General features: G+C 71.9%; 14 protein-coding genes. 7 read left to right on the top strand and 7 right to left on the bottom strand.

Annotated features, from left to right (window positions below; translation table 11 throughout):
• Window positions 1–22: 22 nt before the first annotated feature.
• Window positions 23–964, bottom strand: a complete 942-nt coding sequence (locus O7617_RS09290; RefSeq protein ID WP_282262855.1) for a sugar kinase — start codon at window positions 962–964, stop codon at window positions 23–25.
• Window positions 964–1,521 carry a bifunctional 4-hydroxy-2-oxoglutarate aldolase/2-dehydro-3-deoxy-phosphogluconate aldolase gene (locus O7617_RS09285; RefSeq protein ID WP_282262854.1) on the bottom strand — a complete coding sequence of 186 codons (558 nt, stop codon included), beginning with the start codon at window positions 1,519–1,521 and terminating at the stop codon, window positions 964–966. The genes O7617_RS09290 and O7617_RS09285 overlap by 1 nt, the downstream gene beginning before the upstream one ends.
• A gap of 123 nt (window positions 1,522–1,644) precedes the next feature.
• On the opposite strand from O7617_RS09285, the gene O7617_RS09280 reads away from it, so the two are divergent.
• A complete protein-coding gene (locus tag O7617_RS09280) occupies window positions 1,645–2,193 on the top strand; it encodes a serine/threonine protein kinase (RefSeq protein WP_282262853.1) in 549 nt (182 codons plus the stop codon).
• Window positions 2,194–2,483: 290 nt separating this feature from the next.
• On the opposite strand, the gene O7617_RS09275 is transcribed toward O7617_RS09280, so the two are convergent.
• From O7617_RS09275 to O7617_RS09265, 3 genes are all read right to left on the bottom strand, one after another.
• A complete protein-coding gene (locus O7617_RS09275; protein WP_282262850.1) occupies window positions 2,484–3,734 on the bottom strand; it encodes an HNH endonuclease signature motif containing protein in 1,251 nt (416 codons plus the stop codon).
• 286 nt (window positions 3,735–4,020) lie between these two features.
• A complete protein-coding gene (locus O7617_RS09270) occupies window positions 4,021–4,884 on the bottom strand; it encodes a hypothetical protein (protein WP_282262849.1) in 864 nt (287 codons plus the stop codon).
• A gap of 101 nt (window positions 4,885–4,985) precedes the next feature.
• Window positions 4,986–5,465 carry a helix-turn-helix domain-containing protein gene (locus O7617_RS09265; protein ID WP_282262848.1) on the bottom strand — a complete coding sequence of 160 codons (480 nt, stop codon included), beginning with the start codon at window positions 5,463–5,465 and terminating at the stop codon, window positions 4,986–4,988.
• A gap of 104 nt (window positions 5,466–5,569) precedes the next feature.
• On the opposite strand from O7617_RS09265, the gene O7617_RS09260 reads away from it, so the two are divergent.
• Window positions 5,570–7,120 carry an MFS transporter gene (locus O7617_RS09260; RefSeq protein WP_282262846.1) on the top strand — a complete coding sequence of 517 codons (1,551 nt, stop codon included), beginning with the start codon at window positions 5,570–5,572 and terminating at the stop codon, window positions 7,118–7,120.
• A gap of 92 nt (window positions 7,121–7,212) precedes the next feature.
• Here the strand turns inward: O7617_RS09260 and O7617_RS09255 are convergent, their stop codons facing one another.
• Window positions 7,213–8,079, bottom strand: a complete 867-nt coding sequence (locus O7617_RS09255; protein WP_282262845.1) for an oxidoreductase — start codon at window positions 8,077–8,079, stop codon at window positions 7,213–7,215.
• A gap of 131 nt (window positions 8,080–8,210) precedes the next feature.
• On the opposite strand from O7617_RS09255, the gene O7617_RS09250 reads away from it, so the two are divergent.
• Window positions 8,211–9,092, top strand: a complete 882-nt coding sequence (locus O7617_RS09250) for a helix-turn-helix transcriptional regulator (protein ID WP_282262844.1) — start codon at window positions 8,211–8,213, stop codon at window positions 9,090–9,092.
• 143 nt (window positions 9,093–9,235) lie between these two features.
• A complete protein-coding gene (locus tag O7617_RS09245; RefSeq protein ID WP_282262842.1) occupies window positions 9,236–10,303 on the top strand; it encodes a DUF2855 family protein in 1,068 nt (355 codons plus the stop codon).
• Between the two features lie 6 nt (window positions 10,304–10,309).
• Here the strand turns inward: O7617_RS09245 and O7617_RS09240 are convergent, their stop codons facing one another.
• The gene (locus O7617_RS09240) at window positions 10,310–11,032 is read right to left on the bottom strand and encodes an RNA polymerase sigma factor SigF (RefSeq protein ID WP_282264685.1); all 723 of its coding nucleotides are present in this window, start codon (window positions 11,030–11,032) and stop codon (window positions 10,310–10,312) included.
• Between the two features lie 453 nt (window positions 11,033–11,485).
• Between O7617_RS09240 and O7617_RS09235 the strand changes: the two genes are divergently transcribed.
• From O7617_RS09235 to O7617_RS09225, 3 genes are read left to right on the top strand one after another with little or no spacing between them, the layout of a single operon-like run.
• On the top strand, window positions 11,486–13,357 hold the full coding sequence (locus tag O7617_RS09235) for a sigma-70 family RNA polymerase sigma factor (RefSeq protein ID WP_282262841.1): 1,872 nt from the start codon (window positions 11,486–11,488) through the stop codon (window positions 13,355–13,357).
• 14 nt (window positions 13,358–13,371) lie between these two features.
• Window positions 13,372–14,049: a DUF305 domain-containing protein gene (locus O7617_RS09230; protein ID WP_282262840.1), complete on the top strand. Its 678-nt coding sequence runs from the start codon at window positions 13,372–13,374 to the stop codon at window positions 14,047–14,049.
• The gene (locus tag O7617_RS09225; RefSeq protein WP_282262838.1) at window positions 14,050–14,739 is read left to right on the top strand and encodes a hypothetical protein; all 690 of its coding nucleotides are present in this window, start codon (window positions 14,050–14,052) and stop codon (window positions 14,737–14,739) included.
• The last annotated feature ends 6 nt before the right edge of the window (window positions 14,740–14,745 follow it).

Genomic DNA, 14,745 nt, shown 5'->3' with positions numbered 1-14,745 from the left:
GGCCGGATTGCCCGCCACCCGGTCAGCGGACCGTACCGCCCGGCTCGTGGTTCAGCAGCGTCAGTTCCGCCCGATCGGGCAGGCCCTCCCAGTCGCCCCGGCTGGCGACCGCGAACGCCCCGGTGGTGACGGCCCGGTCCAGTCGGGTCGGGACGTCGTCACCGTCGAGCCACCCGGAGAGCAGCCCGGCCACGAAGGCGTCGCCCGCCCCGACGGTGTCCACCACCGGCACCGTCCGAGCCGGACGGTGCACGGTGCCGGTCGCGCTGTGGCTGGTCGCCCCTCCGGCCCCGTGCTTGACGACGACCTCGGTCACCCCGGCGGAGAGCAACGCCGTGGCCGGGTCGGTGGCGTCGGTCAGCACGGCCAGTTCGTCGTCGGAGGCGACCACCAGGTCGATCGAGGGCAGCAGCGGCCGCAGCGCGGTGGCGGCCTCGGCGACCGACCAGAGTCGCTGCCGGTGGTTGACGTCCAGGCAGACGGTGCTGCCGGCCGCGCGGGCGCGTCGCACGGCCTCCACCACCGCCTGGTACGGGTCGACGCCGAGCGCGCAGGTGATGCCGGTGACGTGCAGCAGCCGGGGCGGTGACCCGGCCGCGTCGAAGGCACCTGTCACGTCGGCCGGGCGCAGCCGGGAGCCGGCGGATCCGGTGCGGTGGTAGGTGACCCGGTTGATGTCGGCGACCCGGTTCTCGAAGAGGATCAGCCCGGTCGGAGCGGTCGGATCGATCCGGGACCAGCTCAGGTCGACGCCCTCCGCGCGCAGCGTACGACGGACCAGCTCACCGGGCTCGTCGGCGCCGGTGACACCGACCCAGGCAGCCCGGTGGCCGAGCCGGGCCAGCCCGATCGCCACGTTCGACTCGGAACCGGCGACGGAGATCCCGGCGGTGCCGCCCAGCCGCAGCGGGCCGGTGGTGCGGAACGCCGCCATCGTCTCGCCGAGCGTGAGCACGTCGGTCATCAACGCACCGCCGCGAGGAAGGCGGCGGCGCGCTCGCGCAGCGCCGCCGGGTCGCCACCGCGGACGGCGTCGCCGAGCAGGGGGGAGCCGACCCCGACCGCGAGCGCGCCCCGGTCCAGGTAGCGTCGTGCGCCGTCCGCGTCGACCCCACCGACCGGTACGAACGCGGTGCCGGGGAACGGGTCGCGCAGCGTGCCGAGGTAGTCGGGCCCACCGAGGGACGCCGGGAAGAGTTTGATCGCGGTGGCCCCGCCGCTGTCGGCCTGCACCACTTCGGTGGGGGTGAGTGCACCGGCGAGGACCGGCAGCCCGAGTCGGCCGCCTTCGGCGAGACTCGGCGCGAGCGCCGGGGTGACCAGGAAACCAGCGCCCGCGTCGGCCGCCGCGCGGGCGTCCTCGGCGCTGAGCACGGTGCCCGCGCCCAGGGCGTAGTCGGACCCGAGGGCCGCCCGGGCGCGCCGGATGACGTCGAGCGCGTCGGCGCTGGTGAGCGAGACCTCGACCAGTGCGACGCCGCTCTCGGCCAGGGTGAGCACGGCGGTGAGCGCCGCCGCCACGGCGTCGAAGAGGCGAGCCGGCGCTGGTTCGTCAAGACGGCCACCACCACTGCGGGCCGGGCGTCCCTCGAACGAGCCCGCGCGTTACACGCCGCAGTCCGCCACCCGGTGATCGTTCGTCCGATGCGGACAGTCGACGGGCCGGCCGGCCTGACGCTCGTCTACCCCTGGTACGACGGCAGCGCCCTGAACCACGCCACGGCGCGCGGCACCGACCGCAGCGGGCTGGCCCGCTTCCAGCAACTGCCGGTCCCGCAGGTCGAGGCGGCGCTCGACGCGATCCTCGACGCTCATCTCGCCGTCAGCGCCGCCGGGTTCGTCGCCGTCGACCTGTACGACGGCTGCTTCCTGTATGACTTCTCCATCGGACGGATGCGGCTGATCGAGCTCGACGAATACCGCCCTGGGCCGTTCGTCCTCGACGCCGACCGCCTGCCCGGCTCTCGCCGTTACATGGCGCCGGAGGAGTTCGTTCGTGCTGCCGCGATCGACGAGCGGACCACCGTTCACCTGCTCGGCCGTACCCTGCACCACCTTCTCGACTCTGCGGAAGGCTGGCGGGGCAACGACGATCAGCGCCGCGTCGTGGACCGGGCAACCAGAGCGGCGCCGACCACTCGATACCCCGACGTGTCAGCGCTGGTCCGTGCCTGGCGGTCGGCAGCGACCTGACGCCGCCGACAGTCGCCCAACGCCCGCTGCCGAGGTGCCGCCCGCGCCCGCTGCCGAGGCGCCGCCCGCGCCCGCTGCCGAGGCGCATCCCGCGCCCGCTGCCGAGGTGCCGCCCGCGCCCGCCGCTGTTTCGAGGGCTCTGGCGAGGTGCCCGACCGCTCGGCACGCCGACGTGCCAGCGCTGCTGCGTGGCTGGCCGCTGGCGGCACCCTGATCCCGCCGACCACGCGGCTGCGTAGGTCGGCCGAGCTGGACGCCGGTTCGTGAGATCCGGCCGATCGACGATCGGCCTACGTCCGTCGGTGGTAGTGGTTGCGGCGCGGTAGTTGGTCGGGGTCGAGCCAGGCGGGCGGGATGAACTCGGGGTGCCCGTCGTCACTGAGCCGTACCGTCCACTCCCTGTGGTGGATATGTCGGTGATGGTGGCCGCAGAGCAGGACGGCGTTGTCGAGGTTGGTGGGGCCGCCGTCGGCCCAGTGGTGGATGTGGTGGGCGGCGCACCAGCGTGGTGGTCGGTCGCAGCCGGGGAAGGCGCATCCGCCGTCGCGGAGCACCAGGGCTCGCCGCAGTGGGCCGGTGATGAGTCGGCGTTGTCGACCGACGTCGAGGACCTGGCTCGTGCCGCCGAGGACGGCGGGCAGGATGGTGGCGTCGCAGGCCAGCCGGCGCACGGTGTCGGGGGTGAGCCGCACACCGATGTCGAGCGTCCCGGAGCCTAGTTGCCGGGTCAGTGTGTCGTAGTCGGTGGTGATGACGATCTGGGCGCGGTCGCCGCCGTGCTCGGGTAGGTCGCCGGTGTGCAGGGCGAGGCGGCACACGTCGGCGAGGGCGTCGTGGCGGCGTTGCCCGGGGGATCGCCCATCGTCGGGCCCGGCGGGTGCGCTGAGCGGGTCGATGGCGGCGCGTAGCAGACCTGCGGTTTCGGCGTCGAGCGTGCCGGTGAGCCGCAGGCGCCCGTCGGTCTGCGCGGACAGGGTGAGGTGTCGGTCGCGGGTGGCGCGGGCGTCCTCGGCGGCGAGGGCAGCTGCTGCGGCGGCGTCGGCGAGATCGGGCGCGACGTGGTCGAGGATCCGGGTGCCCATCCGACGCAGCAGGGTGGGGTCGAACTGCCCGGCCCACTCGACCAGCGCGCCGACGGCCTTCTCGGCCACTTCGGCGCCCGCCGTCACCGTCACGGTGGCGGCCGTGTCGGCGATGACGCGGGCCTGGTCCTGGGTGATGGTGCCGTCGGCCAGCGCGTGTCGGATGGCGGGGTTGCCGGTGTCCAGGGTGGTGGCGAGGTCGACCAGGCGGCGGGCGGCGGGAACGGTCATCCGCAGTCGTTCGCGTAGCCACACGGCGGTGGTGGAGGCGCCGTGGGCGCGGGCGGTGCCGCGCCCGTCGATCTCACGGACCAGGGTCAGGGTGACGGCGGCGAGGCGTTGCTGCAGGCGGTGCGCGGCGTCGAGCGCCGCGATCAGTTCATGCTCGGTGAGAGGCCAGGCGGCCGCGTCGACGCAGGCGGCGACCGCGTCGTCTGCCTGCGCCAACTCCTCGACCATGACCAGAGACTAGAACAGGTGTACGACACTTTCAGTCGTCATGATCAATGCGGTGTCGCGGTTACGTGGCCGATTGCGCAGCACGCGACCCAACGACCTCGGCAGGGTCTGCGCCCCGGAACATCGATCGGATGCACCGCGTGCCTGCCGCATCCCCAGTCGCCGAAACGGCTGCCATCGTGGCGCAACGCCCAGGCTCGCTGCTAGCTTGATCTTTAAGCCGTGGGGCAGAGGTATCGACCCCGGCAGATCATCAGGACAGCCCTTGGGTGATCATTCCTCTTGTCTAGGGAAGAACGCTCACAACCAAGGGCTGCCGATGATCAGTGTGCCCGAGACCCGGCCGGTGAGTGCGGCCGGGGACCTCGCCGCGTTCCGGCAAGAGTTGCACCGATCCGTACAGGTCGAATGCGAAGTCGTCGATCGCCAGATCGTCCGCGTGGCGCTGAGCGAGGGGACGCCGGCTTGGCCACTCCAGGACGGATACCTTGTTGTCGAAGCTGGGGTGAGGCATGAGCAGTAGACGGTCTCCGGACGGTGCGAAGTCCGCCGCGATGACGTTCTCAGCGATGAGCTGCACCGTGATCCTGTCGTTAAGCACCTGAGCGACATAGATCAAAGCGCCGTCCTGACCCATCGCCGCGTCCAGGACCACCGATCCATCGTGCGGATGGGGCACCGTGGTCATGCTGGCATCGACCGCATCGAGAACGGCCTGGTCCAGAACGGCTCCCGAGCCTGGATCCACCAGGAAAACCAGGTGCTCTCCCTTGGCGTCGTACTCGCGGCCCTTGTGTTCAAGCCGTTCGAGTGTCGGCGCGGTGACCAGCAGGCGGCTGTCCGGCAGCAGTGTGGCGGAATCGGCCGCCGGAATCTCGACGGGGATGTGTCGGCCTGCGGCCATGATGATGACCCGACGGCTGTCGGTCATGACGACGATCGCCAGGTCCGGACTTGCGGTGAGAAGCTTCGCGGTGGGCGGCACGTCCAAGGACAGCCGCTTGATCGGCTGCAACTGCTCGTCCAGCACGCTTACCGTTCGGTCGAGTAGGTGGTATCTGACCACCGGCCCCAGCGACGGCGGCGCGAGCACGCGATCCAGTTGCAGATCCGGGAGCCGACGCACCCATTCCGCTTCGATCCGACGCATCCGATCAGCTTGTCAGCATCGGAGGGCGAGCCATCCCCCAGCCTCGTGGCTACGACAGTCGAGCGTCGGCAGTCACCATCTGCTGCGGCCCCGCCGCCGCGTCAGTCGCGTCGGATCGCTCCCGGCCCGGCGGTGACGTCGATGTCGCCGCTCTCCACGTCGTGGCCGGCTGCGCAGCGGAGCACTGCGCGGACCGGTTCTCCGCAGTCGCGGTGGGTGGAGGTGACGGAGGGGCCGGCTTCGTCGGCAGCCCAGGTGTCGCCCCAGTTGCGCAGCGCGGTGATCACGGGCAGCAGTTCGCGGCCCTTGCGGGTGAGTTGGTACTCGTGGCGGGTGCGCTGCCCCGGCTCTCGGTAGGGGATTCGTTCGAGCAGGTTGGCGGCGACCATTTCCTTGAGTCGGGCGGCCATGGCGGGTTCGCCGACGCCGACGCGGCGAACGAAGTCGTCGAAGCGGCGCGTGCCGAGCAGCGCCTCACGCATGACCAGGACCGTCGACCTGCTGCCCACGATGTCCATCGCCCGGGCCACCGAGCAGTTCGCAGTCGACCAGGAGTCGCGATCGTCTCGTAGGTCTTCCATGTGCTCCAGCCTACCTGACTTGCGTAGGGGCTAGCCAGGTGCTTCACTGGGGCGCTGCTGGCTTATGCATACGCAAGTCAGACCCACCAGCAGTGAGGATGCCAGTGACCACCACCAACACAACAGCCGCGCCAGCCACCGTGCGGCCGTCGGTCCGCGGCTCCCGCCCGGTGATCCTGATCGCCATGTGCCTGGGCTCGATGATCACGTTCCTGCAGATCACCGCGACGGTCTCCGCCCTGACGACGATCCAGCGCGACCTACGGATCGACCCCACCACTGTGATCTGGATCCCCAGTGCCTACACGCTGGTCGTGGCGAGCATGGTGCTGTCCGCCGCCACGCTCGGCAACCGCTACGGACGTCGGCGCATGTTCGGTGCCGGCGTCATCGCCATGATCGTCGGTAGTGCCGTGGTGGCCAGTGCCCCCACCGTGGCCTGGGTGATCGTCGGGCAGTTGGTCGCCGGCCTCGGCGGAGCCCTGATCCTGCCCAACAGCCTCGCGATCCTCGGCGCGACCTTCACCGACCCGCACCGTCGTACCGAGGTCATCACCGCGTGGTCGGCGGCCTCCGGCATCGGGCTCGCGATCGGCCCGCTCATCGCCGGTGCGCTGCTGCGGCACTACCAGTGGCACAGCGTCTACCTGTCGGCGATCGCGCTCGGCGTGATCACCCTCGTCATCGCCGCCATCGGGGTGACCGAGTCCCGGCCGGTCGCGGCCCGACTCGACGTACCCGGCCTGCTGCTCGGCACCGTCGCCATCGCCGCAGCCGTCTTCGCGATGATCCAGGGCGGCAAGGACGGTTACACCAGCCCGGTGATGGCGGTCGCCTGGATGGTCGCGGCTGTCGCGCTCGTCGGGTTCGTGCTGGTCGAGTTGCGGGCCAGTGCGCCGATGCTCGACGTACGCCTGTTCCGGTCCGGTTCGTTCAGCGCCGTCATGGTCGTCGCGGCGGTGTCGTTGTTCGGCTTCACCGGCGTGGCGATCCTGCTGGTCCTGTTCCACGAGCGCGCGCAGGCACTCAGCCCACTGGACACCGGCTGGCGGATGCTGGCGCTCTTCGGTGTCTACGCGGTCGCGGCATTCGGCGCGGGGCGGCTGGTCCGCCGCACCGGATTCAAGGCACCCCTCACCGCCGGTCTCGTCCTCGGTGCCCTGGCCAGCTTCGGGCTGGCCGCCCAGGGCCCGACAACCCCGTTCAGCCAGCGTTGGCCGCTGCTCGCGCTGTTCGGCGCGGCCAGCGCCCTGGTGGTGGCCCCGGCCACGGCGGCGGCGTTGGCCAGCGTCGCACCCGCGCAGGCGGGAATGGCCTCCGGCGCGGTCAACGCCGCCCGCCAGGTGGGCTCGGTGATCGGCTCGTCCCTGCTGGGGACGCTGCTCACCACCACGATGCTGGCCGACCTGCCGGACCGGCTCGCCGCTCACCAGGTGGGCGAGCCGACCCGGACGGCGGTGCAGACGGCGGTGGCCGCCGGCGCAACGGGCGATCAGCCGCTTCCCGACCCGGTCCGGTCGGCGCTGGCCGAGGCGCTGACCGCCGGCGTCCAGGCCGGTCTGCGGATCAACGGCATCGTGTTCCTCGCCACCGCCGTGCTCGCACTCACCCTGATCCGCAACCGACCCCACGAGCACCGGGGACCGGTTTCCTGAGGGCGGCCCGCCTGCGACGAACCCGGGCCGCAACGCCGGGTCGGATCGCCGCCTGGACTCCGCCTCGGCTCGACCGAGGACTTTGACACACGCTAGGCGACGACCGCGTCCAGCTCCTCGATCGCGTCTGGGGGCAGTTCGAGATCGGCGGCGGCGACGTTCTCCCGCAGGTGCGCCACGCTCGACGTACCGGGGATCAGCACGGTGGTGGGGGAGCGCTGAAGCAGCCAGGCCAGGGCGACCTGCTGTGGTGAGGCGCCCATCCGGGCGGCCACGCCGCTGAGCGTGTCGGACTGCAACGGCGTGAACCCGCCGAGCGGGAAGAACGCGGCGAACGCGATGTTCTCCGCCGCGCACCTGTCGACGAGGGCGTCGTCCTGTCGGTTGGCGAGGTTGTAGAGGTTCTGCACGGTGACCACGGGCGCGATGGCCTGGGCCTCGGTGAGCTGGTTCGGCGTGACGCCGCTGAGCCCGAGGTGCCGGATCAGGCCCTGCTGCCGCAGCTCCGCCAGCGCGGCGAACTGCTCACCGAGGGGCGCGTCAGTGGTGCTCTCCGACATGCCCACCCGCAGGTTGACCACGTCGAGGACATCCAGGCCGAGGTGTCGGAGATTCTCCTGGACCTGGGCCTTCAGGTCCGCCGGGTCCAGCGACGGGATCCAGGAGCCGTCGTCGCCGCGCCGCGCGCCGACCTTGGTGACCAGGTGCAGATCTTCGGGGTACGGGTGCAGCGCCTCCCGGATCAGCTCGTTGACCACCACCGGGCCGTAGAAGTCGCTGGTGTCGATGTGCCGGACACCCAGGTCGACGGCCTCGCGGAGCACGGCGAGGGCGCGCTCGCGGTCACGGGGCGGACCGAAGGCCCTGGGGCCGGCCAACTGCATCGCCCCGTAACCCATCCGGCTCAGGGTGAGGCCGTCGGCCAGGGTCAGCGGGCCGCCGGGAAGGTTTTCGCTCATGTCGTCCTCGATCCGTCATCGCAGTGGTCAGCTGTGACTGTGCGCCGGTGGCCGTTCGGCCGGCAGGGCGAGTTGTTCCTGGTAGTGACACGACCAGTCACCGGTCGGCGAAGCGGCCTACCGTCGAGGGCATGGACGCGACCAACCAGCTCGGTGACTTCCTGCGTGCCCGCCGGGAGCAGATTCGACCCGAGGACGTGGGGCTCGGTCCGGGCGTGGGTCTGCGCCGGGTGCCGGGGCTGCGGCGGGAGGAGGTGGCGATGCTGGCGGGCATCAGCGCCGACTACTACCTGCGATTGGAGCAGGGGCGCGAGCGGCATCCCTCGGTGCAGGTCCTCGATGCCCTCGCCGGGGTGCTGCGGTTGGACCCGGAGGCGACCGCGTACATGATCGGGTTGACCCGGGTGCGTTCGCGTCGGGCGGCCCGGCCGGCCGTCGAGCGGGTGCCGGCCAGCATCCTGCACCTGCTGCGGCAGCTCCCCATGCCGGCGTTCGTGCAGAACCGCTACCTCGACATCCTGGCCTCGAACCCGATGGCGAGGGCACTCTCGCCGAATCTCGCCCCGGGGGCCAACCGACTCCGCGCGGTCTTCCTCGACCAGGCCGAGCAGGACCTGTTCCGGGACTGGCGGCAGGCGATGCAGAGCGTGGTGGGGCAGATGCGTGCCGACTCGGCCGGAGATGCCGACGATCCACGGCTGGCGGCGCTGGTGGGGGAGTTGTCGATCAAGAGCGACTGCTTTCGCCGGTTGTGGGCACGTCACGAGGTGCGTCGTCGCGAGGGCGTGGTCAGCCGGCTCCACCATCCGGAGGTGGGTGACCTCGACCTGTACTGCGACAAGCTGGCGGTCGCGGGCGCCGACGGGCAGCTGTTGGTGATCTACCACGCCGAGCCCGGTACGGAGTCCGCCCGCTCGTTGGCTCTGCTCGGCTCGATCGCCGCCAGCACCGCCGACGACGCCCCGGACAGCCTGCGGCCCGGCGATCCGGCCCGCCTCCACCCGCTGGAGTGAGCGCGGCCGGTCAGCGTCGGCACGGGGTCGTCCGGGCGCGGGCACCCTGGGGTACGCGGCGGCCAAGGCGGGCGGTGCACCGAGTGGGATTTTGCACTCCCAGTGCACTTGTCTCCTCTCGTGGTCGTGTCTAGCGTCACCTCATGGCCGATTCCTGGACCTTCGCCGTGACGCGTGACGACCTCGGGCAGACCACGCTCGTCGATGGCGCCGCACCGGTCGCGGCCGACGGCGAGGCGGTGTTGCGGGTGGACCGCGTCGGTGTCACCGCCAACAACGTGACGTACGCGGTGCTCGGCGACGCGATGCGCTACTGGGAGTTCTTCCCGCCGGCCTCGCGAGGGCTCGGGCCGCAGTGGGGCCTGCCACCGCTCTGGGGTTTCGCCGAGGTGGTCGCCTCGACGGTCGCCGGGGTCGAGGTGGGGCAGCGGGTCTACGGATACCTGCCGCCCGCGGGTCACCTGCTGGTGCGTCCCGACCGGGTGGACACCTCCGGCTTCCGCGACGCGAGCCCGCACCGGGCCGAGTTGCCGTCGCCGTACAACGCGTACCGGTCGATCGGCGGTGACCCGGCGTACCAGCCCGACCAGGAGGATCTGCTGATCCTGTTCCGGCCGCTGTTCTTCACCTCGTTCATGCTGGCCGACCAGGTTGCCGACAACGACTTCTACGGCGCCGAATCGCTGCTCGTGTCATCGGCGTCGAGCAAGACGGCGTACGCCGCCGCGTTCGAGTCGCGCGGTCGCGGGCCACGCCTGGTCGGGCTGACGTCGCCCGGCAACCTGGCCTTCACCCGGTCGCTGGGCTGCTACGACGAGGTCGTCTCGTACGACGACATCGACGCTCTCGACGTCGTCCCGACCGTCTACCTCGACCTGTCCGGCGCGCCCGCGACCCGTGCCGCCCTGCGCCGGCACCTCGGCGACCGGCTCGTCCGGGACATCGCCGTCGGGCTCACCAACCAGACCCCGAACGCCGACACCGCCGAGGAGGTGTTCTTCGCGCCGGTCCAGATGCGTAAGCGCAGCCGGGACTGGGGCCGCGACGGGCTCGACCAACGGTTCACCGAGGCGTGGCGACGGTTCACCGCTGTCGTGGGGGGTTGGCTCGACGTCCAGGTGGGGGTGGGCCCGGAGGCGCTCCGGGAGGCGTGGCTCGACGTGCTCGCGGGCCGGACGCCGCCGCGGGTGGGTCGCGTCGTGCAGCTCTGAGCGGTCTCAGGAGACGCCGTCGTCGGAGAGGTGGCGGCGCAGCGTGGCCAGCGATCGAGTGATCAGTCGGGAGACGTGCATCTGCGAGACGCCGACCTGGTCGGCGATCTGGGCCTGGGTCAGGTTGCCGTGGAAGCGCAGGCTCAGGATCTCGCGTTCCCGCTCGGGCAGCGTGGCGAGGGCCGGACCGAGGGCGACCCGGATCTCGACGAGGTCGAACTCGTGGTCGTCGCCGCCGAGGGTGTCCGCGAGTTCCCGGTCGCCGTCGGCCCCGATGGGGGTGGAGAGCGACGTGGTCCGGTAGGCGCGGGCGCCCTCCAGCCCCTCCAGGACGGTCTCCTCGGAGAGGTCGAGGTGGGACGCGATGTCGGCCACTGTCGGCGAACGACCGAGGGTCTGGGTCAGGGTGCTGTTCGCCGCGCTGATCGACAGGCGTAGCTCCTGGAGGCGGCGGGGCACGCGCACCGCCCAGGTGCGGTCCCGGAAGTACCGCTTGATCTCGCCGATGATGGTGGGGATGGCGTACCCGGTGAAGTCGATGCCCCGGCTGGGGTCGAAGTTGTCGACGGCCTTGATGAGCCCGACCGAAGCGGTCTGGGTCAGGTCCTCGTCGGCGGCGCCCCGCCCGGTGTAGCGGCGGGCCAGGTGCCGGGCGAGTGGCAACCACGCCTCGATGACGTGGTCCCGCAGCGCCGGGCGGCGCGGGTCGTCGGCCGGGGTCGCGGCCATGGTGGCCAGCAACTCGTCCGGGCTCTGGTCACTGCTCTGCAGGCGGACGGGGGTGCTGGTCGCTGTGCCGACGATGCTGGCCATGGGGATGGTCCTTCCCGCAGTCGCCCGTCGATCGGATCGACCGGAAGGGATCTCCGAACCGGCTGTCGCCGGGGCGCACGTGCGGGCCGGGGTGCGCGTCGTAAGGCACGATCACGGGCCTCACCACCGCGTCATGTCGTTCACTTGACGACCTGACGCTACCCGAAAGACGGATAATTAACTAGCCGAAAGTACGATGCGATATGAGTCCGTGTCGCCCAGCGTCGCCCCCACGGGCCTGGGTGGCCTCCGGCCCGTCGACGGCCCGACAATTCTGTAATCCGACCCGGCGCCGCGAGTCTCCGATCTTGAGGGCGGTGAACGCACAGCGCGGGCGCCGCGCGGACGAGCACACGAGGAGTGACACAGATGTCGTCAGCCGGTCGAGCACTACCCGATGTCGGGTTGGTCGTCGCGGCCCGACAGGGCGACCAGCGCGCCCTCGACGACGTCGTCGCGGCCTCGCTCCCGCTGGTCTACAACATCGTCGGGCGTGCGCTGCGCGGTCACGCCGACGTCGACGACGTGGTCCAGGAGACGTTGGTACGGGTCATCCGTTACCTGCCCGCGCTCAACGACCCGACGGCGTACCGATCCTGGCTGGTGGCGATCGCCATCCGTCAGGTGCGCGACTGGGAGCAGCGCCGACGCGTCGCGCTCAACCGTGACGCCGGGCTCGACGCGATCCACAACGTGCCCGACCCCGCTTCCGACTTCGCGGGGATGACCATCCTCCGGCTCGGCCTCACCGACCAGCGACGGGAGGTCGCCGAGGCGACCCGCTGGCTCGACCCGGACGACCAGGAGCTGCTGTCGCTGTGGTGGCTGGAGGAGACCGGCGAGATCGCCCGCAACGAGGTCGCCGACGCTCTCGGGCTCTCACCGGGGCATGTCGCGGTTCGGATCCACCGGATGAAGGAGCAGATCCAGAGCGCCCGAGGCGTCGTACGCGCGCTGCGGGCCCGACCCGGGTGCCCCGACCTGCAGGCTGTGGCCGCCGGGTGGGACGGCACTCCCAGCCCGCTGTGGCGCAAGCGACTGGCCCGACACATCCGCGACTGCGCGGTTTGCGGGCAACTCGGCTCCACGCTCCTGCCGATCGACCGGCTGCTCGCCGGCCTGCCGATGCTGCCGTTGCCGGCGGGCCTCAGCGCCCACCTCCCCGGCACGGCCGCGCCGACCGCCGCCGCGCAGGTCGTCGGGCCCCCGAGCTCGGCTGTCGCACCCGGCACCGGGCCGACCCCGTCCGCCGACCCGGGCGGCGGGCCGAGCGTCGCCGACCTCGCGTTGCACCGGCCCCATGGCCTCGTCCCGTCCCTGGCCGCCGGTGTGGCCGCGGCCGTCCTGGCCATCACCACGGCGGTCGTGATCCTCCCGGACGACCCGTCCGCACCCTCCTGGGCCGCTCCGCCGTCCGCCGCGCCGACACCCGTCGCCCCGCCGAGCGTCGCGCCGTCGCCGAGCGCACGGCCCACGTCGAAGGCGCCGGTGGCCCCGGCGGTCAGCTCCGCCCGCAAGGGCGTCGGGGTGTGGAACTTCGCCGGGGCCAGTCAGGCGTTGGCCGCCTCGAAGGCCGGTTGGTACTACACCTGGAGCACCCACCACCAGGGGATCAGCACTCCGCGAGGTGTCACGTTCGTGCCCATGATCCGTAGTGCGGAGAACGTCACCGCCCCGGAACTGGCGCGGGCGAAGGCGGCGGGGCCGGACCTGCTCACCTTCAACGAGCCGGACATGGCCGAGCAGGCGAACATGACCGTGGAGCAGGCACTCGACCTGTGGCCGCAGCTGATGGCGACGGGCAGCAGGCTGGGCAGCCCGGCGGTCGCCGTCGGCGCGTCCGACCCGCAGGGTTGGCTCGACCGGTTCATGACCGGTGCGCAGGCCCGAGGCCACCGGGTCGACTTCATCACCCTGCACTGGTTCGGTGGCGACTTCGCGACCCCCGCCGCGGTCGACCAGCTGCGGCAGTACCTCCAGGCCGTCTACCAGCGGTACCGGAAGCCGATCTGGCTGACCGAGTTCGCCCTGATCCGCTTCGACGGGGGCGGGGCGCGGTTCCCCGCTCCGGAGCAGCAGGCGGCCTTCCTCACGGCGGCCACCGCCATGCTCGGCCAACTCTCCTACGTGCAGCGCTACGCGTGGTTCGGTCTGCCGGCCACGGACAAGGACCGCTCCGGGTTGTTCAGCAGCGGGAGCCAGGCGACAGCCGTCGGCCGCGCCTTCCAGGCCGCCCGTTGACCGGGGCTGCGCCGGTGGACCAACCGGTCCCGGCTGGGCGCTCCGGGGCCGAGGGTCGCGTCCGGCGGATCGTCGGTGTCGTCGCGACACTGATCGCGACGACGCTGGCCGTCGGTGTCAGCCAGGGTTGGGGTCGCGCCGACCAGACGGCAGACCGGTCGGCCGCGGTTCCGTCGACGGCAGCCCCGGCACCCGCCGCCGTGACGCCGACCGCGCCCGTGGTGCTCAACGGCACCGACGACGCCTTCATCCAACTGTTGATCCCGATGAACGAGGGTGCGCTCGCACTGATCGATCACCTCGACACCCGGCCGACGACGGGCTCCGATCCGTCACTGCGGGCGCTGCTCGGCGACGTTCGGCAGGCGCACCAGGCCGAGTTGCGGGATCTGCGCGGGCTCCTGGCCGCAGGCAACGTTCCGGAGTCGAACATCCACGAGGGGCACCAGATGCCCGGCATGGTCACCGCCACCAGCCTCGCCGAGCTGCGCGCCGCGCCCGACGCCGAGGTGCCGTCCCGGGCGGCTGCGCTGTTGCGGGCGCACCTCGCGCAGACAGTGGTCCTGTGCCGGGGCGAGCAGAACGCCGGGGGTAGCCCCGAGCTCAAGGCGCTCGCCGCTCGGATCCAGCAGGCGCGGACCGCCGAGTTGAGCGCGCTGGACGGTCAGCCCGGCGCCCCGCGGGCCGACTGAGTGTCTGACCTCCACGCCGCCGTCCGTACCCCGTCACGGTTGTCCACCGCGGCCCACCGCGCCGAGGCGTCTTCGGTCGTTCGCCCCGCCCGACGCGCGGCGCACCGTACCCGGGTCTCCTCGCCGCCCCGGGTGGCCTCGGCACCGACCGTGCGGTGGCGCGGTGGTCACCGCCGCGCCGCCGGTCATCGGGCGATCGTCGCCTCGGTGGTGGCGATGGGCGCCGGATGGTTGTTCGCGATCCTGGTCGCGCCACACGTCGCCCTCTCCCCGGGTTGGCGGATGGTCGCCCTCTTCTGCCACCTGACCTGCCTCGTGGTGGGCTTCGGGGCGGTGTTGACAGTGGACTGGATCAGCCTCCGCTGGCTGTTCCGCCGGGAACCGCTCGGGAGCGTGCTGACCGCCGCACGAGGCGCACACCTGCTCATCTGGCTGGGCCTGGTGGGTCTCCTCGCCAGCGGCGCCGCCCTGGGGCCGGACACGTCCTCCGGGCTGGTCTGGGTCAAGCTGCTCGCGGTGTTGGCGGTGGGCGTCAACGGGTTGTTCCTCGGCCGCGTCCGCGATCGACTCACCGTCGCGGACGGCCGCCCGCCCTGGTCGGCTCTGCTCGCGGGTGTCGTCGCAGCCACCGTCTCTCAGGTGGGCTGGTGGACCGCGACCCTGATCGGTTTCTGGAGCGCCAACAGCTGACGCGCT

Origin of the sequence: Micromonospora sp. WMMD1155, from assembly GCF_029581275.1 — a bacterium.
GTDB lineage: Bacteria > Actinomycetota > Actinomycetes > Mycobacteriales > Micromonosporaceae > Micromonospora.
The sequence above is the reverse complement of the archived record's forward strand: the minus strand, read 5'-3'. Positions and strand labels throughout refer to the sequence as shown.